Below are 21,904 nucleotides of genomic sequence, written 5' to 3'. Positions count from 1 at the left end.
GTTCCCTCATTCAATCTGCCACCTGCTACTGGTAATCAGTTTGCCGCTGTTACTTTTATTTTATGTGCGGTCGGATCCATGTTCATCCCTCGTACGTTCACGTCTCTCCCAACCCTCTCGTGGCCGGTTCCGATCATTCGCATCCGAGCGTCTCTTCATCGGTGTTCACCGTCGTTCGCCGGAGGACGCGCGAGGTGATTCGAACGACGCGAAGACGTGCTCGCTTCGTACCGCTCACGGCTTCACCGGTCGTCCTTCGCGTTGGCCGCGCATCGAGCACGAGCGGCGACCTCCCCGATTTGAATCCCTCGCGCCCGTCGCTGCCGCTCACCTGCGTTCGTGGCTCCGACGGGCGTGACGAAATTCGAACCACGTCCGAGAACCTGCTCGCCCAGCGCGCAGAACCTCGGTCTACTTCGAATCCCGCACGATCCGTTTTCGGCTTCGCTGACGCTCAGTTCGATAGCGGGCGTGACGGGATTCGAACCCGCGATCAGAAGGTTAGGAACCTCCTGCCCTCTCCGCTAGGCCACACGCCCGCGGTCGAAAAACCGATCAGTTGGATTCCGTTTCGGTCTCGGTCTCCGCCTCGGCCTCCTCCTCGGAGGTGACGGGTTCGGTGTCGACGAACTCCTCCTCGTCGTCGTCGGTCTCGTAGTTTCCGGTCTCGCGCATCTCTTCGAGTTCCGTCTCGACCTTCTCCCGTCCCTTCTGGAATTCACCCATGGCCTCGCCGGTCGAGCGGGCCAGCTTCGGGATCTTGTTGGCACCGAACAACAAGATCGCGATGAAGAGGATGATCAGGAGCTCCGGACCCCCGGGTGCGCCGGGGATGAACAGCGGTGCGATTTCGGCTACCATCTCTATGCGTGCCTTACCGGCTGGCAATTATAACCTTTATGGACGAACCGGACGAGCAAAGTATTCCGAATGTCTGCGTTTCAGACGTAGTATCCATAGATTCCGACGAAACCAGGTGTGAAATGTTGGTCGATCGTGAGGTGATGTTCCGACGCGGATTCGACTCCACGACGTGCCGCGGGGGATCGGTAGTCCCGACTCCGTCGATGGTTCGACTCGTCGGGCGCATCGTCGTTCGTCACGTCTGGTCGGTCGTTTTTCACTCTTACGCGGATGGGGTATTTTCCGCCCACGTGGGTGGTAGCTCCACTCTCACGTGGGTTGTAGCTCCGTACATCCGCGAACGAAACTATCATCCGCGGCCACCCGTGATCACGAAACGGTGGTTTCGGTCGACGACGCGGCGCCGTGAAGTCCGGCGCCGTTGGCGACCGGAGACGTGGAATCGTTCACCCTCTTTGAACGCCTCCCTTCGGAGGCGCCGATCGTGCTGGCGTTCTTTCCCGGAGCGTTCACGAGCGTCTGCACGGCGGAGCTGTGCGCTTTCGAGGATCGACTCTCCGGGTTCGACGACCTCGACGCGACGGTTTACGGAACCAGCGTCGACTCCCCGTTCGCCCTGAACGAGTTCCGCACCCAGAACGATCTCTCGTTCGGGCTGCTCAGCGACTTCGAGAAGGAGATCGTCGACGCCTACGACGTTCGCACCGACTTCGAGTCACTCGGAGTCTACGGCATCGCGAAGCGGTCCGTATTCGTCGTCGACGGCGACGGGACGATCACGTACGCCTGGGTGAGCGACGATCCGGGGTCGAACCCGACTACGACGAGGTGGAGTCGGCCGTCGCCGACGCCCGTTGAGTAGGGGAACCGGTTCTGTCGCCCGCCGTTTACGCGCGTCCGTCCTGTCGCCCGCTGGTTACGCTCGCCCGCCGTTTACGCGCGTCCGTTCTGTCGCCCGCTGTTCGCGCGAGTTCGAGCTCTCGCCCGTCGACTGCGTGGGCCCGTCGGCTGCGCGGGCTCGTCGGCGAGTTGTCCGTCGGCGAGTGGCGGAGGGCTTTTCTCGCCGGCAGCCGACCCACCGGTATGAGCGACGCCGAGGACGCCCGCCGGGTCTACGATCCCGACGCGGAGCATCCGTTCCCCGACCAGAAACTCAACGACGTTTTGGCGTTCGTCGCGGCCGACGAGGAGATCCAGGCGTACCTCGACGCCCAGAACGTCAACGCGGTAGAGCGCAAGCGATACAACGACCACGGGCCGAAGCACATCTCGATCGTTCGAAATCGAGCGCTCCGGCTCTACGAGCTGCTGAAGGCGAGCGACGCCGACTTCAACGGCGCGCGCCAGCAGGGCCTCGCCGAGGCCGACGAATCGGTGATCGTCGCTCTGGCAGCCAGTTTGCACGACGTCGGCCACGTCGTCCACCGCGACCGCCACGCGTTCTACTCGATTCCGCTCGCGTCGGACATCCTCGATCGGATCCTGCCGGAGTTCTACGACACCGCGGACGCGGTCAGGATGAAAGGAGAGGTCCTGCACGCCATCCTCTGTCATCACACGCCGGTCGAACCGCTCACGACCGAGGCGGGGGTCATTCGCGTCGCCGACGCGCTCGACATGGAACGCGGTCGATCTCGCATTCCCTACGAACAGGGCGGTCGCGGGATCAACACCCTCTCCAGCCAGGCTATCAACCGGGTCTCGCTCCACGAGGGGGACTCGCGACCCGTCCTCGTGGAGATCGAGATGACCAACGCCGCGGGCGTCTACCAGGTCGACAACCTGCTCAAGGCGAAGCTCAAAGGGTCCGGACTCGAAGACCTCGTCCGGATCGTCGCGGTCAACACGAACGAAAATCGGGAGCAACTCGTCGAGCGAATCGAGCTCTAGCAGCCGCCCGGTGCCGGTTTCGAACCGCGCGTCGCCCCGACCGATACTGATATCGTGTTACATCATCGATCGGTGCCGTTCGTCTCGCCGTTCCGGTCGACACCCGCCGGCCAGTCGGTCGAAGTCGCCGCATCGTTTTTGTACCCGGTCGCGCGACTCCTACTCGATGTCGACGCAACTCGCCGTACTCGCGCTGTTGACGGGCCTGCTCACCGGAGCCCTGTTTCGATTTCTGACGATCCCTATCCCCGCACCGCCGGAGCTACCGGGGCTGCTCGGGATCGTCGGGATCTACGTCGGCTACAAGATCGTCGATCACTTCGACGTGGGGGTCGACCTGCTCGACATCGTCGGCGCCTGACGGCGGGAATCGGTCGTCGAGGAGTCGATCGTTGAAACCGGATTTCGGGCGTCAGTAACTGCGAATCTTCGGCTCGTAGGCTTTCTCCTCGCCCTCGAGGATGACCGGACGGTACCAGATCGACGGGTTTCCGCCGTTCCAGGAGACCATCGTGTGCTTGAGCCAGTTCTCGTCGTCTCGCTCCTGGCGCTCCTGGCGCCAGTGGGCGCCGCGGAACTCGTTGCGTACGAGCGCGCCGAGGGTGATCGTCTCGGCGACGTCGATCAGGTTCCGCGTCTCGTAGGTCATCTGGAGGTCGGTGTTGAACGTCCGGGAGGGATCCTCCACGAAGACGTCCTGGTACTCTTCGCGACACTCGCGCACGACCTCGAGCGCCCGTTTGAGGCCCTCTTCGGTCCGGAAGACGTTGACGTCCCGAGTCATCGCTCGCTGGAGCTTCGCACGGACGTCGGCGTGCTTGACGCCGTCGTCTCTCCCCATCAGGTACTCGACGCGCTCGCGCTCGGCTTCGACGGCCCGTTCGAGGACGGCGTCCGCGTCGGCGACCTGTCCCGAGCCGTCGGCGGCGACGCCGCCCGCCGGACTCGGATCGAGCCCGGCCTCGCCGAGTTCGACGGCGACGTCGGGTCCGGTTTCGTCCTCGGCGTCGTCACCGTATCCCGTCTCGATCTCGGCCTCGCCCAGATCTTTCCCGGCGGCGTGGTAGCCCGCGCGCTTGCCGAAGACGATGAGCTCCGGGAGGGCGTTTCCGCCGAGACGGTTGGCGCCGTGGACGGAGACGCAGGCGCACTCGCCCGCGGCGTAGAGGCCGTCGACGCAGGTGGCACCGTTCTCGTCGACCTCGATGCCGCCCATCGCGTAGTGCTGGCCGGGCTTGACCGGCATCGGCTCGACGAGACCGTCGACGCCCTCGAAGTCCTCGGCCAGGTGGAGGATGTTCTCGAGCCGGTCGAGGATACGTTCCGAGCCGAGGTGGCGCATGTCGAGGTAGACGTACTCGTCGTTGACCCCGCGGCCCTCGTTGACCTCGGTGAGTTCGGCCCGCGAGACGACGTCGCGCGAGGCGAGTTCACCGTCGTTGTTGGCGTAGCCGCGCTCGAACATGAACCGCTCGCCGTCTTCGTTGTACAGGATGCCGCCCTCGCCGCGGACGCCCTCGGAGATCAGGACGCCGGTCGACGGGAGCGACGTGGGGTGGAACTGGATGAACTCCATGTCCTCCAGCGGAACGCCGGCGCGATAGGCGATGGCGTGGCCGTCGCCCGTACAGGAGACCGCGTTCGTCGTGTGGTCGTACGCCTGGCCGGGCCCGCCGGTCGCCAGGATGACCCCGTTGTGCGCCTTGAAGCCCTCGATCCGGCCGGACTGGACGTCGTAGGCGACGATCCCGTGGCAGGTTCGATCCTTCGGGTCGGCCTCGTCCGAGACGGCCAGGTTCATCACGTACCACTCGTCGTAGACCTGGATGCCCCGCTTGACGACCTGCTCGTACATCGTGTGCAGCAGGTGGTGACCGGTTTCGGCGCCCGCGTACGTGGTGCGGGGGAACGAGAGGCCGCCGAACGGGCGCTGGGAGACGGTACCGTCCTCCTCGCGGGAGAATGGCATTCCCCAGTGTTCGAGTCTGATCGTGTCTTCGGGGGCGTCTTGGGCGAGCGTCTCGATGGCCGGGGCGTCGCCCAGGTAGTCCGACCCCTTCATCGTGTCGTAGGCGTGGAGCTCCCAGTCGTCGCCCTCCCGGAGGGCGGCGTTTATACCGCCCTCGGCCGCGCCGGTGTGACTGCGGACGGGGTGGAGTTTCGAGACGATCGCCGTGTCGGCGCCCGCCTCGTGCGCTGCGATGGCCGCACGGAGGCCGGCGCCGCCGGCGCCGACCACGATGACGTCGTGTTCCTGCATGGTTACCAGAATTTCAGATTCTTCTTGACCGCCTCGCGCTTGAGCTCCTGGATGTGCTCGGTGAGGGGGATGTCCTTCGGGCACACTTCCGTACAGGAGAACTGGGTCTGACAGCGCCAGACGCCGTGTTCTTGCTCGACGATGCGGAGCCGGTGTTCTTTGATCTCCTCTTCCTCGCGCTCGTCCATCGCGAACCGGTAGGCCTTGTTGATCGCCGCGGGGCCGAGGTACTGGTTGTCTCCCGCGGCGATGTTGCACGAGGACATACACGCCGCACACCAGATACAGCGGGTCGACATCTTGACCTTCTCGCGGTTTTCGGGGGACTGTCGCTGCTCTTCGAGGTCCGCGGCGTCGGGCGTCTCCTCGGACTGGAAGTACGGCTCGACGGCGTGCATCTGCTCGTAGAAGTGTTCCATCTCGACCACGAGGTCCTTGACGACCTCCTGGTGGGGGAGCGGCTCGACGCGGACCGGCTGGTCGAGCTCCGAGATCTGGGTCTTGCACGCGAGTCGCTGCCGGCCGTTGATGAAGAAGGCGTCCGACCCGCAGACGGCCTGTCGACAGGAGTGTCTGAACGTGAGCGAGGAGTCGTACTCGTCGCGGGCGTAGATGACCGCGTCGAGCACCGTCATCCCCTTCTCGAACGGGACGTGGAAGTCGTCGAATCGCGGCTCCTGCTTGCTCTCGACCTCGGGATCGTAGCGGAATACCTTGATGTGGACGGTGTCGTCGCCGAGGTCGGCCTCCCTGGCGGCCTCCTCGCGCTCGCGCTCGGCCATCCGCTCGTCCTTGCGCTGGAGGCGTTCCTGCTGGGGCGAGGAGACACCCTTCATCCCCTGGTCGTCCGGCGTTTCCTGACTCTCGGGTTGTTCCGCTCGTTCTTGTTGAGTACTCATACGAACCCTCCCATGACGAGTGCCACGTAGGTTCCTTGCGCGACCAGCCCGAAACCTGCGAGCACTAGGACTGCGAGCACTACCTTCTTTGGGGTACCGGAGAGGCCCTGGTTGACCAGCGCGTTGTAGACGCCGTTGACGCCGTGGAACGCCGCGGCCCACAGGAAGAGTATCATGGCCGCCGCGTAGCCGACGTTCTCCATTCGCGCCTGCGTCCCGGCGAACTCGATCTCCCAGGCGTGGGTGAGAAAGTGCAACTGGAAGAAGTGGAACGCGAGGACGACGATGAGAAACGCCGCGGTCACCCGCTGTAGCAGCCACGCCGTCCCGCCGGGGGCGAACGAGGAGTACCGTTCGGCCATCAGAACCCACCTCCGAAGAAGGTCGGGACGCTCGCGACGGTGATGACGCCGGTGAGGATCAGCGACGCGTAGAAGCTCTTGTCCTGTGCATCGAGGCCGACGCCGAGGTCGACCATCAGGAGCCTGATGCCGTTCAGGATGTGGAAGACGGCGACGGCGAGGAGGCCGACCTCGAGGGCCCTGATCAGCAGAAGACTCTCGAGACCCTGCAGCGTCAGGGTGTAGACGTCCTCGCCCGCCGCGATCGTCTCGGGAGACTGACCGGCCGCGGTGATCGCCGTGCTCAACACGGCGATGTGGGTGAACAGGTAGCCGATGAGGATCCACCCGGTGAACTTGTGGAAGATCCACGCCCACATGCCGGCCGAGAACTCCCGCCAGCGGCCGAAGTCCTCGACGAGGCCGCGATTGTAAGACTGGCTCATGTTCTCGTTCGGAGGGTTGGACCCCGCTGGTATAGTAGTTACTTTTGTCCGCGCCGCGTTCCGCTATTGCGACCGGGTCCGAGGCCCCGACGCGGTCGAATCGGTTCGGCCGACGTGGACGGTCGATCAGCCCGGCGGACGACCGACGTCGCCGGCGGACGATCTCGACCGACGGTCGCCCTGGCCGGTGGCCGTCCGAAATCGCCCGCCGACGATCCGCATCTTCGGCGGACGGCCCCGTTTACGGCCGACGCTTTCGTCTGTCACCTCGAGTTTCGTCCGCGCCGGTCACCTCAATCCTCGTCCGCGCCGAAGACGGGGAGCGACTCGGCGAGTTCTCGCTCGAGGGCGTGGAGGGTGTCGTCGTCCAGCGCGACGAGGTGACAGAGCGGGTTCCCGGGATAGACGACGGGGTTCTCCAGCACGCCGACGATGAGGCCGGTGAACGGCGCCTCGACGGTGACGATGTCGTCTTCCTCTTTGAACGGGTTCGTGATCGTGCAGATCACCTCCCCCTCGCGGACGAGCTCGCCGCGGCCGAGCTTCATGTCGACGATGCCGCCGGCGTCGGCGCGCAGCCACGTCTTTTCGTCGGGCTCCTCGATGACCACCCGCCAGCCGGGCCAGTGGACGGACGAATCGGGGTGGCAGCCGAACTCGGCGAGGAGGCTGGCGACGCCGGTGAGCGCCCGATCGATGAGGCCGCGCTGGAAGCGGTGGGCCTCCCCCATCTCGACGGTGATCGTCGGGACGTTCGCGGCCGTCGCCTCCCGACGCAGCGTCCCCTCCGGACCTTCGCCCGCGATAATCACGTTCGAGCTGAACGCGTACGCCAGCCGTTCGACCTCGGGCACTTCGACGTCGGCCCGCACGTGCAGCATGTTCGTCCGCCCGCGCGTCGAGGTGTGGAAGTCGACGCCGTAGTCGCAGGGCTCGATGAAGTTCCGGAAGATCCGGTGGGCCATCCGCTTGGCGCTCGTCGAATCCTCCCGGCCGGGGAACGAGCGATTGAGGTCGCGGTCGTAGATCGGCAGGTACCGCTCCTGCGCGAGGAAGCCGGGGACGTTCATCACCGGGAGGCAGACGAGCGTGCCGTGGAGGTCGGCGTGGTCCCAGTCGTGGGCGACCTCGCGGACCACCTCGATTCCGTTGAGTTCGTCGCCGTGGGCTGCGGCGGAGAGAAATATCGTCGGGCCGGGATGCTCGCCGTTGACGACGGTGACGGGAATCCGGATCGGGTCACCCAGGTACGTCTCGCTGATGCCGTACCGGATGTTCGCCGACTCGCCGGGGTCGACCCGGCCGCCGTCGTACGTGAACGCCCTCGACTCGTCCGGGTCGTCCCGGCGGGGCGCGGCGTCGGTCATATCGTCCAATCCGCCGGGATTATTATAAATCGTGCGTCTCGTGGACCTCGACGGGTGCTACCCGTCCGGGGCCGCTCGCGCCCGTCTCCGGTACCTTTCGACGGCCCGTCGACTCGTAAACTGCACCGCGGCGCGAAGGTTTTGTAAGTGGCTGTCATACTCTCGAACATGGAAATACGCGAGGCCACCGCCGAGGACGCCGAGGCGATCCGCTCGAACGCGCGCGATTCGCTCACCGCTTCGTACGCGGATTTCCTCTCGGCGAAGACGATCGACGCGGCGATCGAGCAGTGGTACGACGACGAGACCATCTCGGACCTCGTCGACAGCGAAGACTCGCTCGTGCTGGTCGCTGACGACGACGGCCCCGTCGCGTACTCCCAGTCCGAGATCGTCGGCGACGGCCAGACGTACGGAGACGTACACTGGCTCCACGTCGATCCGGACGCCCGCGGGGAGGGAACGGGCGTGCGGCTGCTCGTCAGGACGCGCGAGGAACTCCTCGACCGCGGCGCCGACCAGGTGCGCGGGTTCGTCCTCGCGAAACACGAAGGCGGAAATCGGTTCTACGAGGCGCACGGGTTCGAACGGGCCGGGACCCGATCGATCGAGATCGGCGAGGAGACCTACACCGAGAACGTGTACGTCGAGAGCGACGTCGGGTCCGCCGAGTGGCGGGGAATCGAGGCTCACGAGCTCGAGGACGGGGCGACGACCTACGTCAGCTACGGCGAGGCGGCGAGGGGCTCGAAGGCGCCGTTCTACACCGCCTACGACTCCGCCGACGGGGACCAGCGATACGGCTGGTTCTGCGGAAACTGCAACTCGCTCGACAACGCGATGGATGCGATGGGCCGGATCGAGTGTAACGTCTGTGGCAACCAGCGGAAGGCGACGCGCTGGGACGCCTCGTATCTCTGACCGTCGGTCGTGGGTGACCCGGTCGAATCCGGGATCGACTGCACGTTCGACCGTTCTCGATTCCTCTTTTGTTCGGGGCAGTATCGAACTCGTCTCCCCCGATAGCGTTCGAAGCTGGTTTCGTCCGCGGTATCGATCGCGACGGACCGGGGCGAAGCGTCTCCGGTTGTAGGCATCACGTACTCACCGCGATCGTCCCTCACGAACCGTTCCGGCGCGGTCGACTCGCCGGGACGGGCGCCCCGGCGCGCCTCGTTCGGGATCGGCGTCGGCTCCGAGCGCCCGACAGTCCGTCGATGTACGCGTGGCCCAACGTCTCGACGTACGCGTCGCCTGTTTCGGGAACGATCCGGATAACAATTCGCGGATCCGCCGTCGTGACGGGTAGCCGCGCCGGGCGCTCGGCGACGGCCCCGCTCTCACATGCGCTCGCTCGATCACATCGTCCGCGGATTCACGGCGACGCTCGCCGCTCGCGCGATCTACATGATTACGAGCGCACTGTTGATGATCTTGTTGGCGCGAGTGTTCCTCGATCCCGACGGGTACGGGTTGCTGTTCTGGGCGATCGGCGTTCTCGCGGTCGTCCAATTGGCCGCGGACCTCGGGCTCGGGAAGTCGGCCGCGCGGTACGTAGCCGAGTACGGGGAGAAAGATCCTCGCCAGATCCCGCACCTCCTCAGGCACGTGATCGGCTACAAGCTCGTTGCCATCACGCTCGTCTGCATCCCGCTGTTCGCGTTCGCCGAGCCCGTCGCCCACCTCCTCGGCGAACCCGCGGCCGCGCCGTTCCTGGCCGCGGGAGCGCTCCTCGTGATCGCGAAGTCGTTCGACGTCTTCACGCAGGTGGTCTTCCAGGGCTTCAACCGGCTGGTGTACAGCGCCGTCGTTCGGGCTACCGGAGGCGTCGCGCGACTGATATTCGCCGTGGCGTTCGTCATGGCGGGTTTCGGGGCCCTGGGGGCGTTCTTCGGCTACGTCGTCGGCTACGCGATCGCCGCGGTCTTCGGAATCACGGTCCTGTACTTCCAGCTGTACGCCCGGCACGATCCCGCGCCGCGGATGGAGCCGGGGCTGTCGCGCCGGCTGCTCGAGTACAGCGTGCCGCTGACGGCGACGCGGGGCGCGAACGTCCTCGACAAGCAGATCGACATCGTCCTCGTCGGCATCTTCCTCAACCCGGCGGCCGTCGCGTTCTACACCCTCGCCAAGCAGATCACGGACTTCGTCCTCGCGCCCGCGGAATCGCTCGGTTTCGTGATCTCGCCGAACTTCGGGGAGGGGAAGGCGACCGGAGAAATCGAACGCGCACGAGAACTGTACGAGACCGCCCTTTCGAACGTATTGATCCTCTACGTCCCCGCGGCGGCCGGCCTCGCGATCGTCGCCGAGCCGATGGTTACGCTCGTGTTCGGCGGCGAGTACGCCCAGGCCGCCCCGCTGTTGCAGTTGCTCTGTCTCTTCGTGATCCTCCAGGCGATCACCAACGTCACCAGCGACGGGCTTGACTACCTCGGGCGCGCCCGGGAGCGCGCCATCGCCAAGGGCGGGACTTCCGCGGCGAACTTCGGGTTGAACGTGGCGCTGATCCCGACGATCGGCGTGATGGGGGCGGCGATCGCCACGGTCCTCACCCACACCGTTTACGTCGCGGTCAACCTCTACGTGATCCACGCTGAACTCTCCTTGCGGGTGCGTCAGCTCGGGATCGACGTCGTGCGCGTCGGCGCCATCACCGGCGTGATGGCTGGCATCGTGGGCCTCGTCGCGCCGTCGATCACCAGCCTCCCGCTGCTCGCCCTAGCCGTGCTGGTCGGCGTCGGCACCTGGGCCGTCCTCGTCGTCGCGAGCGGACTCGTACGGGTTCGAGAGGTCCGAGCGGTGCTCGGCTGATCGTCGGGTCTTCGTCCGCGGGCTCCCGGGCACACGCCACCCTTCGGAATCCGACCGATTGAATCCCGAACGGCGTCGGGATCAGCGTCGGAATCGTCTCCGGTTCTACCCCGTCTGGCGCGCCACCAGGGTGGATCCGATCGAGGCGCTTCGTCACGACTAGGCGGCCAGCCCTCCCGAAGCGGTAGTCTCCTCGAGCCGGCGACCCGATCCAATTCCGGCGAGACGAGACAACGTTTTTCGGGTGGCGGCGAGTTGGTTGCGTATGAGCGAGGCCGACGAGGTAACCGTCGGGGTACTGAGCCTGCACAACAGCAAGGAGACGAAAGCGATCTGCAACGCCGTCGAGGGTCTCGGCCACCGACCCCAGTGGCTCCGGACGGACAACACCACGATCAGCGTCGAGGAGGGCAGCGTCACCCTCGATCCGCCGGTGGACGTGATCGCGAACCGACTGCTGCTCTCGAACACCGAACAGCCCTGCGAGGAGCTCGGGCTGATCAACACGCTCTCGCGGCTCATCCCCACGCTGAACGAGCCGGTTCCGACGATGACGGCCTTCCACAAGCTCTCGACGGCCGTCGTGCTCGCGGACCACGAGATCGCCGTCCCCGACGTCCTCCTCTCGCTGTCGACAGATCGCCTCAACCAGGAGCGCGGCCGGTTCGGCGAGGAGGCGGTCTACAAGACCGCGATCGGCACCCACGGCGGCGGGACCTGGAAGGTCGGTCCCGAGGAGGTGGTCAACGCCAAGGTCGGCAACCGCTACGCGTTCCTCCAGGAACTGATCGAGATCGACAACGAGCGCCACCGGGACACCCGGGTCTACGTCGTCGGCGACGAGGTCGTCGGCGCGATGTACCGCTACGCGCCGGAGAACGACTGGCGGACGAACGTGGCCCTCGGCGGGGACGTCGAAGACGCGACCGGCGACCTCCCCGAGGCGGTCCGCGAGATGGCCGTCCGCTCGACGCGGGCGATCGGCCTCGACTACGCCGGCGTCGACCTCGTCGAAGCGGAGAACGGCTGGTTCGTCCTCGAGGTCAACCCCACGGCGGGGTTCAAGGGGCTCTTCCAGGCGACCGGGGTGAGTCCGGCGCCGTACATCGCGAAACAGGCGATCGAGCGCGTCGGCGGAGAGGTGGACGCCGAGCGCCTCGAGGAGCTGTCGCGGACGCTCGACGACTCGCGTCCGTCCTTCCTGCCGCCGGAACCCGTCTCCGCGGACGACGAGCCCTCGGACATCGGTTACACCGAGGAGATCGTGCTCACCGGCACGCGCGGCTCGGAGACGGTCTACGCCAAATCCGATACCGGCGCCAGCCGCACCAGCATCGACACCAAGCTCGCGGCGACCATCGGCGCCGGCCCGATCAAGGCGATCACCAAAGTCAAGACGGGCAGCTCCAAGACCTCCCGCAGCCGGCCGGTCGTGGACGTGGTCGTCGGGGTCGGCGGCAACCGCCACACCGTCACCGCCAGCGTCGAGGACCGGGCCCACATGGACTACCCGGTGATCCTCGGTCGCGACATCCTGGGGAACTACCGGGTCGACGTCGGCCGGCGCGTCGACCGAGACGAGCGCGAGAGTCCGGAAGAGGAGGAAGAAGAGCTCTAGCGAGGGATTTCGCCAATCCCGTTCGCCCGGACCGAACCGTCCGTCACGTGCCGACGTGCGGGAACTGCTGGCTGGGCCGTCGCGAGTCGCTACGTCACGGTCGACCCGATCTGCGTTTGCAGGGGTTCGGTTGCCTCGGCGCGATCATCGCGAGATCGTCTTCGATACTTTCCGCCGCGGTCCGCTCGTAACGTCCGGTGTGACCGACCATACTTCGTTCGCCACGTTGAGCACGTCGCGGACGAAGGGGCCCGGATCGGTCACGCTGAAGTAATCGAAATGCGGCTGGCGGTATATCGACGACGCGACCTCCCACACCGCTGCTGGCAGCGGCGGCGGCTCGACCAACGGATTGTTCTCTCGCAGGATGCTCAGGAGGTACAGGAGCTCTCCCCGGAGGAGGTGCGTCGTAATTCCCGCCTCGTAATCCGAACGGGGGCGGACGGACTCGCCGCGAGCGAGTCGCCAATAATAGTACGCGAAGTCGATCCCGGCCTGGTGGGCGCACGCGAGCGACACCCAGAATCGCGGATTGATCTCGAGCAGAACGAACTCGTCCGTCCCCGCATCACGCTTGAATTGCACGGACACGGGGCCGTGCCAATCGAGGGCGTCCAGTAGCGTTCGACCGACTTCTTCGAGTTCGGGAACGACCGCGGTCTGCCGTGCAACGCTCGTGTTCCCGGCGTAGCTGTATCCCCGAAGCTGATGCTTGTGACAGGTTGCGACGACATCTCCGTCGTCGTAGAGCGCCCAGAGTGCGTATTCCGGTCCCGGCACGTACTCTTGAACGATCGGCTCGTGTCCCATCTCCTCGAACACCGACCTCCGATCGGGTTTGCTACCGGGCTGGAGATACCGCACCGAACCGGGATGGACCACTTCGCCGGGGGAGAGCGCGGAGACGTAGTCGGCCGTGAGTATCGCGTACCGGGGTTTGACGATCTGTTTCCGGCTCCAGTCGTCCACCTCGTCGAACGGCTGCGTCTCCGGTACGCCGACCCCCGCGGCCGCCGCTATCTCCATCAATTCCACCCGATCGTAGACCCTCCGAAGCGTCTCGACCGTCGGCCACAGAGGCGTTACGGCCCTCGCGAATTCGGACCGATACTTTGAGAGCGCCCACACGTCTTCCTCCCGGATCGGCGTGATGGCGCGGACGTCGTTTCGTTTCGCGAGTTCGAGCAGGGCGTTCGCGTAACCGAGAAAATCTTCCGCGGGATCCGGTACGACGTAGTTCTCGTCGCAGTACCTCGAGTAGAACTCGGGAGCGGTCTCGTTCTCTGAGACCGCGATCGTGCGGACGCCGCGGGAGCTCAGCGAGCGGATGCAGGCGAGCGAACTCGGCGCAACCGCCGGAACGATCACACTCCGTTCGTTCATGGCACTCGGGCACCGCGACAGACGATAACTATTCATGAACTAGGGTAAATTGGGGCGAACATCTAACGAAACAATGGAAATTTTGTGAACCTCTATTATTTATTATCGTTGCCTCGTCGTGGTATAGTCGTTCGGTACAGCCGGAGACGCTCGCGTTCGGGCCACGGGGAATAACTGCGGAAAACGAGTGCCAGCGTTCGATCAGCAGTCTCCTGTACTCGATAGGTCGCCGCGTCCATCACCGGTATCTCACGGGTATACTTCGTCCCGACGGGACCCGCCGGAAACCACCTGCGATGCGACGTGGTCGGGTGCGTTGTACCGCTGTACGGATCGATTTCCGACGGACGGTGCGTCGCGTCCGGCATGCGACGTCGCGGGAGGTCGCAGCGAACGCCCGCGTCCCGACGTTCGGCCCGGCGATAGACGGATCTGCCGGTCGCACTCGCCGACCAACGATCTTTTCTACCAGGGCTACAACCTCCGTTCGATGGCCCCAGACCCCGAAACCGTCCTCCGACGAGATCCCGTCCTGGCGCCGGTGATCGACAGGCGAGAGCCCCACCCCCTCCGGCCGGAGGTCGACGAGTTCGAGCGACTCTGCGTCTCGATCATCAACCAGCAGCTCTCGACGGCCAGCGCCGCTGCCGTTCGCGAGCGGACGTTCGCCGCGCTCGGCGGAGACGTCCGTCCCGAGACCGTCCTCGCCGCCGGTCGTGGGACGCTCCTCGACGCCGGCCTCTCCCGGACGAAGGTCGACTACCTTCGCAACGTCGCCGAGGCGTTCCGCGAGCGAGATCTCACCCGCGAGGGGCTCGCCGACGCGACGAACCGGGAGGTGGTCGAGGAACTCACGCGGATCAAAGGCGTCGGCGAGTGGACCGCACGAATGTACCTCATGTTCGTGCTCCAGCGACCCGACGTCCTGCCGCTGGGCGATCTGGCAGTTCGCCGCGGGATCGAACGACTGTACAACGACGGCGCGGAGCTGTCCCGGGCCGAGATGCGCGAGATCGCCGAGCCGTGGCGTCCGTATCGCAGCTACGCCACGCGCTACATCTGGGCGGAGTACGAGGCCGACGACTGAGCGCCGACCGGCGCCCGGGATCGGAGCGGGCGGATCGCTCTGCGGTCGATTCGTCGAACGGGTAGGGGGTGGTGGAAGGGGGCGGTGGAAGGGGGAGTGAGAGACGATCCCCTTGAGTATCGCCTCTGCGTTCGAACAGTACGGGCAGAAGCCCATAACAGCGATTCCAAAATGGTTCGGGTACCTTCGGCCGACCCACTTCCGTGCCCCGAGACCTGTCGGCTCGGTCCGCCAAACGAGAGGGCTTTCGCCGGATACGCGAGCGACCGCGCGCACCATCCGGTCGACCTATCGACAGACTGTCTTGACTGGCGTGGGCGCTACGAGGCGCGAAAATCGTGCGGCCTCTCTCGGCGGCTCGAAGGGCCCTCGCTGCACGGATTCGAGGTGTGGAACCGACGATATCATCCGATAGAGTATGCTGATAGTTCATTCACATCGGTGAAATGTTTTTCCGTCCACGTGGCGCGCGTACGACTGCGATACCGACGCGAGCCCCGACGTGTGCTTCGCGTTCGGCTTCGATTCCCATGCCCAACACAACGAACCCCGTCGAAGCGATGTTCGAGATGCAACGCGAGTCGATCAAGCACGGCCAGGAACTGTTCGAACAGGGTCTCGAATTCCAGCAGAACGCGGCCGAGAGCGTGATGCACAGCGCGCTCACGATGCAACGTAGTGCCCAGCGCCAGGGAAGCGAACTCGCCCGACAGACCGCCGACGCTCAGCTCGATGCGGTCGAGGAGAGTATCGAGGACGAGGAGTTCAGGGAGACGGTCGACGCCCAGTTCGAGGAGAGCACGCGTCGAACCCAACAGCTGCTGAACACGCAGTTCGAACGGGGTGCCGCCCTGTTTCAGCGATTGCTACACGCGCAGTTCGACGCGCTGGAGGTGGCCCTCGACGCGGACGACTTCGACGTCCGCGCGTCGATCGATCGGCAGTTCGCGGAGTTCGAACGAACCCAGCAGGAGGGGTGGGACGAGTTCGAGGCCGAGTTCCGCGAGACGATAGCGGATCTGTCCGATCAGCAGCGATCCGTGCTCGTGGAGTCGGTCACGTCGACCCTCGAGAGCCAGCAAGAGGCCGAAGAACTGACCATCGAGGGCATCCAGAACGTCGAAGAGATGGCCGAGACGGCCCAGCAGGGAACCCACGAGGTTTCGGACACGGTTCAGCGCGGCACCAGAAGGGTGGCCGTCGAAACCGCCGACGCGACCGAAGACGTGACCGCCGAAGTCGCCGACGCGACCGAAGGGATGGCGGCCGAAACCACCGACGCGACCGAAGAAATGGCGGCCGAAACCACCGACGCGACCGAAGACGTGGCCGCCGAAACCACCGACGCGATCGAACAAGTGGCCGACCACGGCGCCGCCCAAAAGAACCTCCAGGCGCTGGAGGGCGTCGGCTCGACGTACGCAGAGCGCCTCGCCAGGGCCGGAATCGATACCGTCGACGACCTCGCCGCCGCGGAGGCTCACACGATCGCCTCGGCCGCGGAGATTTCGGAGGATCGCGCCGAGGATTGGATCGACGCGGCGCAGTCCCAGGAGTAGGACTCGGCTCTCGATTTCGTTCCTTTCGGACCGCCAGACGGCGAAACATCGTGAGGTGGATGCGGAGCTATCGCGGGTTGCCCGCTCGTCGTTTCCACCGCTTTGAGACGTCGAATGCGGTGTCAGGTCCCCGGACTATTTTAGCGTCGAAGTCCAGGGTCAGACCGTGCAACCGGTCGTCCACCTCTTCGTGGGATACCTCTGCTGGTCGGCGTACGCGCGGTTCTACCGCGGGGAGCCGCCTGCACCAGCCCCCGCCGCCGTCGCGGTCTTCGGAGCGGCCCTGCCGGATCTGATCGACAAGCCCCTGGCCGCGTGGGGGGTCGTCCCGGTCGGCCGGACGATCGGCCACTCGCTGTTGTTCGCCGTGCCGTTGGTCGTGGCGGTCTGGCTTCTCGCGATCCGGTTCGACGGCCGCATACTCGGCGTCGCCTTCGCGGTCGGGTACCTCTCTCACATCGCGGCAGACGTTCCGTGGCACGTGATCGCCGGCGACTTCGACGAGCTCGGGTTCCTCCTCTGGCCGATCACGGAGATGCCCCCGTACACGGGCGTCAAACCGCTTGGAACGGTCGCCGGCGTCGACGTGACCACGCTCTGGCTCGAGGCGGCGATCGTGCTCGTCGCCGTCGGCGTCTGGCTCTCAGACGGGACGCCGGGACTGCGTGGCGCCCGTCGACGACTCGGTGAGTGGTGAGCGTAGCGCCGAAAGCCGGTCCATCGCGAGCGTAGCGTCGAAAGGCGGTCGATGGCGAGCGTAGCGTCGAAAGGCGGTCGATGGCGAGCGTAGCGCCGAAAGCCGGCCCAACCGACCGCCACGCGAGGTTTGATACGCTGCCGAGTCGAATCGATCGATCGGTGAACCGCTGGTCGAGCTACGTCGCGGACCTCGTGGCCGGATTGGGTGCGCTTCGGACCGAGGGCCGCGGCCCGATCCTCGCGGCGGTCGCCGTGGGCTGGTTCCTCTCGATCGGTCTCCGGCTCGTCTACCCGGCGCTCCTGCCGGAACTGCGCCGCGCGTACGACCTCGACCTCACGACCGCAGGGCTCCTCCTGTCGGTACTCTGGGTGGCCTACGCCGTCGGTCAGCTGCCCGGTGGCGTCCTCGCGGATCGGATCGGCGAGGGACGGATCCTCTGGATCAGCACGGCGATCTCGACGGGAACGATCGCGCTCGTCGCGACCGCCGGCTCCGTCTCCGTCCTGTTCGGCGCGACGGCGCTGTTCGGACTCGGGACGGCCCTCTACGGCGTCGCCCGGTACACCGCGCTCTCGGGCATCTATCCCGAGAACGACGGCGCGGCGGTCGGCGTCACCCTCGCGGCCGGCGAGGTCGGCAACGTGATCCTGCCGCCGTTCGCCGGGTTGCTGGCCGCGACCTTTGCCTGGCAGCTGGGCTTCGGCTTCGCCGTACCGCTGTTCGTACTCGTCTCGGTCTCCCTCTGGATCGTCCTCCCGGCGCGGACGTCGGCGCCGACCAGCGCCGTGGACTCCCTCTCGTTCGAAACGGCACGGTACGTGCTCTCGAGCGTGGGCCGCCCGACGATCGTTCTGGTCACGGCCGTCCAGGTGCTCGGCTTCTCCGTGTGGCAGGCCTACACCGGATTCTATCCCACCTACCTCATCGAGGTCAAGGGCCTCTCCTACCCGGCCGCGACGACTCTGTTCGGCCTGTTCTTCGCGCTGGGGATCGTCGTCCAGCCGGTCTCCGGCGCCGCCTACGACCGGTTCGGTCTCCCCCGGACCGCGGCGGTCGTCCTGGGGATCGCAGCGCTGGGTCTCGCCGCACTCCCCGTCGTTTCGACGCTTCCCGCGGTCGTCCTGGCGACGGCGTTCTCGAGCGCGCTCCTCGGGCTGACGGTGATGACGATGCCCTACCTGACGGCCGCGCTACCCGACGACATGCAAGGGACGGGGCTCGGCTTTCTCCGCACGGTCTACATGCTGATCGGGGCGGCCAGCCCGACCGTCGCGGGCGCCATCGCGGACCGCGGATTCTTCGACGAGGTGTTCTTCCTACTGGCGGGACTCGTGGCCGTCGCCATCGCCCTCTCGACGCTGGTCCCGCGGGGGTGATGGTGTCGGGCGGCCGGCGTCGCTCCCGGGCTCGGTACTTTCGCGGATCCGTTCAGCGCTCTCCCGGGCTCACCGCTTTCGCCGATCCGTTCAGCGCGCTCCCGTCGCCGTCGGGTCGGCCGACGAACTCGGTTCGGTCGTCGAACTCGGCTCGAGCGACGTCTCCGCTTCGGGGGGCGAGTCCGGTTCGACGCCCGCCAGCCGCATCGCGTTGCCCGTCACGGCCAGACTCATGCCCATGTCACCGATCACGACCGCGTGGATGACCGTGACGATGCCGAACGGCGCGCCGGCCGCGAGCACCGCCTTGACGGCCAGGCTGGAGTAGATGTTCTGGCGGATCACGCCGTTGGCACCCCCGGAGAGCCGGTAGAGGTAGGGCAGCTTCGCGAGGTCGTCGCCCATCAGCGCCACGTCGGCCGTCTCGAGCGCGGTGTCGGTGCCGGCGGCGCCCATCGCGATTCCCACGGTCGCCGTCGCGAGCGCGGGCGCGTCGTTGATGCCGTCCCCGACCATCGCGACGTGGGCGGGGTCCTCGTCGGTGCCGTATCGTGCTTCCAGTTCGCGGATGCGCTCGAGCTTCTCCTCGGGCAGCAACTCCGCGTGGTACTCGTCGACACCGACCTCCTCGGCGATGGCCCGTGCCGTCCCCTCGTTGTCGCCGGTGAGCATCACCACGCGCACGCCCTGATCCTGCAGCCGGGAGACCGCCCACGCGGCCTCCGGGCGGACGCGGTCGGCGACGCCGATCGCACCCAGCAAGCGTTCGTCGGTGGCCACGAGTACGACGCTCTTCCCGTCGGCCTCCAGCCGCTGGACGACGTCCGAGAGGACGTCGACGCAGTCGTCGGCGGGACACCGCGGCTCGGTGGCGGCCAGGTCCGACCCGCCGTCGGTGACGTGGCGATGACCGAGGTCGAGCCCACTCTCCGCCCGGATGAAGCTCGGGTTCCCGACGTAGTGCGTCGTGCTCTCGATCTCGGCGCGGACCCCGCGGCCGGCTAGCGCCTCGAAATCGTCCACTGCGGGGTCGTCCGCCCCCGATTCGTCGGCGTCCAGATTCCGCTCCTTCGCCGCGACGACGATCGCCGCGCCGATCGGGTGCTCGCTGCGCCGCTCGACGGCGGCGGCCCGTCGGAGCAGATCGTCCTCGGTCGCGCCGTCGAGCGCGACCACGTCCGTCACCGACAGCTCACCCGCGGTCAGCGTTCCGGTCTTGTCGATCGCGAGGACGTCGCTCTCGCCCACCGCCTCCAGGTGGCGTCCGCCCTTGATGAGGACGCCGTTGCGCGCCCCGCTCGTGATCCCCGACACCACGCTGACGGGCGTGCTGATGACGAACGCGCAGGGGCAGGCGATCACCAGCAGCGTCAACCCCCGGAGGAACCAGGTGTTCCAGGACCAGCCGGCCAGCAGCGGCGGCAGGGTCGCCACCGCCACTGCCAGCGCCACCACGATGGGCGTGTAGACGCTCGCGAACCGGTCGACGAACTGTTCGCGCTCGGTCTTCTCGCGTTCGGCGTCCTCGACGAGCCGGACGATCCGCGCGATCGTCGACTCGTCGGCGGGACTGGTCACCTCGACCTCGAGGTAGCCCGCCTCGAGGATCGTCCCCGCGTACACCTCGTCTCCGGGCGTCTTGTCGACCGGCACGCTCTCGCCGGTGATCGGCGACTGGTCGATCGCGCTCTCGCCCTCGCGGACGACGCCGTCGGCGGGCACCTTCTCCCCGGGCTTGACGATCGTCACGTCCCCGACCGCCAGGGCGCCGACCGGGACGGTCTCCTCCTCGCCGTCATCGCGCCGAACGCGCGCCGTCTCCGGCGAGAGCGCCATCAGTTCGCGCAGCGAATCCCGCGCCCGGTCCATCGAGAACCGCTCTAACAGCTGGGCGATCGAGAACAGCACCGCGAGCATCGCGCCCTCGAACGGATGGTGGGCCGCCACCGACGCGAGGATGCCGGCGCTCATCAGGAAGTCGATGTCCAGGCTCCGGTTGCGGGCCGAGTAGTAGCCGTTCCGGACGATCGGCGCGCCGGCGACCCCGGCCGCCAGCACGTAGAGAACCTGCGAGAGCTCGTACGTGCGCCCGAGGATCTCGAACAGCGCCGGATTCGCCTCCGGTGCGAGGAACTGCAGGACCATCCCCGCGACGACGAATACCGCACCGAGGGCGGTGCCCGCGGCTCGCATCGTTCGCCAGACGGCCCGCGACTCGTCGATGCCGGCTCGATCGTCCGCGATCGGCGAGGCGTCGTACCCCGCGCCCTCGATGGCTGCCCGCACGTCCTCGGCGTCGGTGCCGCTCGCCAGCGTCGTCGTCACGCGGCCCGAGGTCGGTCGCGTCTCGACGGACTCGACGCCGGGCGTCTCGGTCAGCGAGTTCTCGACTTTCGACGCGCAGGACGCGCAGTCCATGTCCGGAACCGCGAAGGAGAGTTCCCGCGCGGTCGCCTCGACTTCGTAGCCCGCCGCTTCGACGCGGTCGCGGACCGCCGCCTCGTCGACTGCCGTCGGGTCGTACTCGACGGTAAGGCGGCCGCTCGTCACCCGCGGCTCGACGCGGTCGATCCCCTGGAGTGTCTCGACGCTGCGCTCGACCTTCTCGGCGCAGGTCGAACAGTCCATCCCAGGGATCCGCAACTCGAGCGTGCGGGCGCCGCCCGACGGCTCGTCTCCGGAGGGCTCGCTCATCGGTTGGCAGTAGTGGGCCGGCGGGGATACGCCTTGTTTGGCGCACGCCAACTCGCGGCAACCAATTCCGGTTCGATCGAGGCAACCCCTTTCGGTTCGATCGCGACCGCCGGGTGATCGAGTGCGGCCGGCCCGGTCACTCGGCGGGCGCGATCACGTCCAGCGCGTCAACGCGTTCGACGAACGACGTCGCCAGCGCTGCCTCGGCCCGTCTGAGCCGGTAGGAGAGCGTCGACCGCGGAATGTCGAGTTCGTTGGCGAGTTCGTCGAGGTCGATCTCCCGCGGTGTTTCGTAGTACCCGTGCTCGACCGCCGCGCTGAGGGCCACGCGCTGTTCGGCCGGCAGCTTCTCGTCGTCACCGACGTCGCCGTCAACCCGCTTCCCTTCCGGATCGAGCTCGGTCAACCGCAGGACTTCCATCCCGGCGCAGGCGCCGACCTCGTCGGCGAGCGCGTCGAAGAAGTCGCCCACGGGCGCCGCGCTCCCGAGGACGATCCGCCAGCGGTACCGCCGACCCTCGCGATAGGTCTCGAACAGCAGCCCTCGGCCGAGGTGCTCCAGCGCGACGTGTGGGACCGACGTGCAGTCGTCCGTCCGGTCCCAGT

General features: G+C 66.7%; 18 protein-coding genes, 1 tRNA gene and 1 pseudogene. 10 read left to right on the top strand and 10 right to left on the bottom strand.

What is annotated here, in order from left to right:
- Positions 1-466 precede the first annotated feature (466 nt).
- Positions 467-539: transfer RNA gene (locus QZT59_RS09275), tRNA-Arg, on the bottom strand.
- 16 nt (positions 540-555) lie between these two features.
- Entirely contained in the window at positions 556-861 is a 306-nt protein-coding gene (gene tatA, locus QZT59_RS09270; protein WP_290814653.1) for a twin-arginine translocase TatA/TatE family subunit, read from the bottom strand.
- Positions 862-1,285: 424 nt separating this feature from the next.
- Here tatA and QZT59_RS09265 point away from each other — a divergent pair.
- From QZT59_RS09265 to QZT59_RS09255, 3 genes and pseudogenes are all read left to right on the top strand, one after another.
- Positions 1,286-1,722: pseudogene (locus QZT59_RS09265) on the top strand (redoxin domain-containing protein).
- Between the two features lie 225 nt (positions 1,723-1,947).
- Positions 1,948-2,754, top strand: coding sequence for an HD domain-containing protein (locus QZT59_RS09260; protein WP_290814650.1), 807 nt, complete (start codon positions 1,948-1,950; stop codon positions 2,752-2,754).
- 166 nt (positions 2,755-2,920) lie between these two features.
- Entirely contained in the window at positions 2,921-3,115 is a 195-nt protein-coding gene (locus QZT59_RS09255) for a XapX domain-containing protein (protein ID WP_290814648.1), read from the top strand.
- A 51-nt stretch (positions 3,116-3,166) separates the two neighbouring features.
- Here the strand turns inward: QZT59_RS09255 and QZT59_RS09250 are convergent, their stop codons facing one another.
- The 5 genes from QZT59_RS09250 to QZT59_RS09230 all read right to left on the bottom strand — a co-directional run bounded on the left by QZT59_RS09250 (position 3,167) and on the right by QZT59_RS09230 (position 8,067).
- The gene (locus QZT59_RS09250; protein ID WP_290814645.1) at positions 3,167-5,014 is read right to left on the bottom strand and encodes an FAD-binding protein; all 1,848 of its coding nucleotides are present in this window, start codon (positions 5,012-5,014) and stop codon (positions 3,167-3,169) included.
- A 2-nt stretch (positions 5,015-5,016) separates the two neighbouring features.
- Positions 5,017-5,913, bottom strand: coding sequence for a succinate dehydrogenase/fumarate reductase iron-sulfur subunit (locus QZT59_RS09245; protein ID WP_290814642.1), 897 nt, complete (start codon positions 5,911-5,913; stop codon positions 5,017-5,019).
- Positions 5,910-6,275: a succinate dehydrogenase gene (locus QZT59_RS09240; RefSeq protein ID WP_290814640.1), complete on the bottom strand. Its 366-nt coding sequence runs from the start codon at positions 6,273-6,275 to the stop codon at positions 5,910-5,912. The genes QZT59_RS09245 and QZT59_RS09240 overlap by 4 nt, the downstream gene beginning before the upstream one ends.
- Positions 6,275-6,700, bottom strand: a complete 426-nt coding sequence (gene sdhC / locus QZT59_RS09235) for a succinate dehydrogenase, cytochrome b556 subunit (protein WP_290814637.1) — start codon at positions 6,698-6,700, stop codon at positions 6,275-6,277. Before sdhC ends, QZT59_RS09240 begins: the two co-directional genes overlap by 1 nt.
- Positions 6,701-6,993: 293 nt before the next feature.
- Positions 6,994-8,067 carry a succinylglutamate desuccinylase/aspartoacylase family protein gene (locus tag QZT59_RS09230; protein ID WP_290814634.1) on the bottom strand — a complete coding sequence of 358 codons (1,074 nt, stop codon included), beginning with the start codon at positions 8,065-8,067 and terminating at the stop codon, positions 6,994-6,996.
- Positions 8,068-8,235: 168 nt separating this feature from the next.
- On the opposite strand from QZT59_RS09230, the gene QZT59_RS09225 reads away from it, so the two are divergent.
- The 3 genes from QZT59_RS09225 (at position 8,236) to QZT59_RS09215 (ending at position 12,499) form a co-directional block, all read left to right on the top strand.
- Positions 8,236-8,988 carry a GNAT family N-acetyltransferase gene (locus QZT59_RS09225; protein ID WP_290814631.1) on the top strand — a complete coding sequence of 251 codons (753 nt, stop codon included), beginning with the start codon at positions 8,236-8,238 and terminating at the stop codon, positions 8,986-8,988.
- Positions 8,989-9,411: 423 nt separating this feature from the next.
- Positions 9,412-10,881 (top strand): flippase, encoded by a 1,470-nt coding sequence (locus QZT59_RS09220; protein WP_290814628.1) that lies wholly within the window; start codon positions 9,412-9,414, stop codon positions 10,879-10,881.
- 265 nt (positions 10,882-11,146) lie between these two features.
- Positions 11,147-12,499 carry a RimK family alpha-L-glutamate ligase gene (locus QZT59_RS09215; protein WP_290814626.1) on the top strand — a complete coding sequence of 451 codons (1,353 nt, stop codon included), beginning with the start codon at positions 11,147-11,149 and terminating at the stop codon, positions 12,497-12,499.
- Positions 12,500-12,643: 144 nt separating this feature from the next.
- Here QZT59_RS09215 and QZT59_RS09210 read toward each other — a convergent pair whose 3' ends face one another.
- The gene (locus tag QZT59_RS09210) at positions 12,644-13,882 is read right to left on the bottom strand and encodes an ATP-grasp domain-containing protein (protein ID WP_290814623.1); all 1,239 of its coding nucleotides are present in this window, start codon (positions 13,880-13,882) and stop codon (positions 12,644-12,646) included.
- Positions 13,883-14,372: 490 nt separating this feature from the next.
- Between QZT59_RS09210 and QZT59_RS09205 the strand changes: the two genes are divergently transcribed.
- From QZT59_RS09205 to QZT59_RS09190, 4 genes are all read left to right on the top strand, one after another.
- Positions 14,373-14,969: a DNA-3-methyladenine glycosylase gene (locus QZT59_RS09205; RefSeq protein ID WP_290814620.1), complete on the top strand. Its 597-nt coding sequence runs from the start codon at positions 14,373-14,375 to the stop codon at positions 14,967-14,969.
- A 530-nt stretch (positions 14,970-15,499) separates the two neighbouring features.
- On the top strand, positions 15,500-16,528 hold the full coding sequence (locus tag QZT59_RS09200) for a helix-hairpin-helix domain-containing protein (RefSeq protein ID WP_290814617.1): 1,029 nt from the start codon (positions 15,500-15,502) through the stop codon (positions 16,526-16,528).
- 166 nt (positions 16,529-16,694) lie between these two features.
- Positions 16,695-17,225, top strand: coding sequence for a metal-dependent hydrolase (locus QZT59_RS09195; protein ID WP_290814614.1), 531 nt, complete (start codon positions 16,695-16,697; stop codon positions 17,223-17,225).
- 161 nt (positions 17,226-17,386) lie between these two features.
- Positions 17,387-18,604 (top strand): MFS transporter, encoded by a 1,218-nt coding sequence (locus QZT59_RS09190; protein WP_290814611.1) that lies wholly within the window; start codon positions 17,387-17,389, stop codon positions 18,602-18,604.
- A 90-nt stretch (positions 18,605-18,694) separates the two neighbouring features.
- Here QZT59_RS09190 and QZT59_RS09185 read toward each other — a convergent pair whose 3' ends face one another.
- Together QZT59_RS09185 and QZT59_RS09180 are read right to left on the bottom strand one after the other, a co-directional pair.
- Complete coding sequence (locus tag QZT59_RS09185; RefSeq protein ID WP_290814608.1) at positions 18,695-21,298, bottom strand: heavy metal translocating P-type ATPase; 2,604 nt, start codon at positions 21,296-21,298, stop codon at positions 18,695-18,697.
- Positions 21,299-21,434: 136 nt separating this feature from the next.
- Positions 21,435-21,904: helix-turn-helix domain-containing protein (locus tag QZT59_RS09180; RefSeq protein ID WP_290814605.1), on the bottom strand; the 470-nt coding region annotated here is incomplete at its 5' end.

The organism is Halovivax sp., assembly GCA_007119345.1.
Taxonomy (GTDB): Archaea; Halobacteriota; Halobacteria; order Halobacteriales; family Natrialbaceae; genus Halovivax.
The sequence above is the reverse complement of the archived record's forward strand: the minus strand, read 5'-3'. Positions and strand labels throughout refer to the sequence as shown.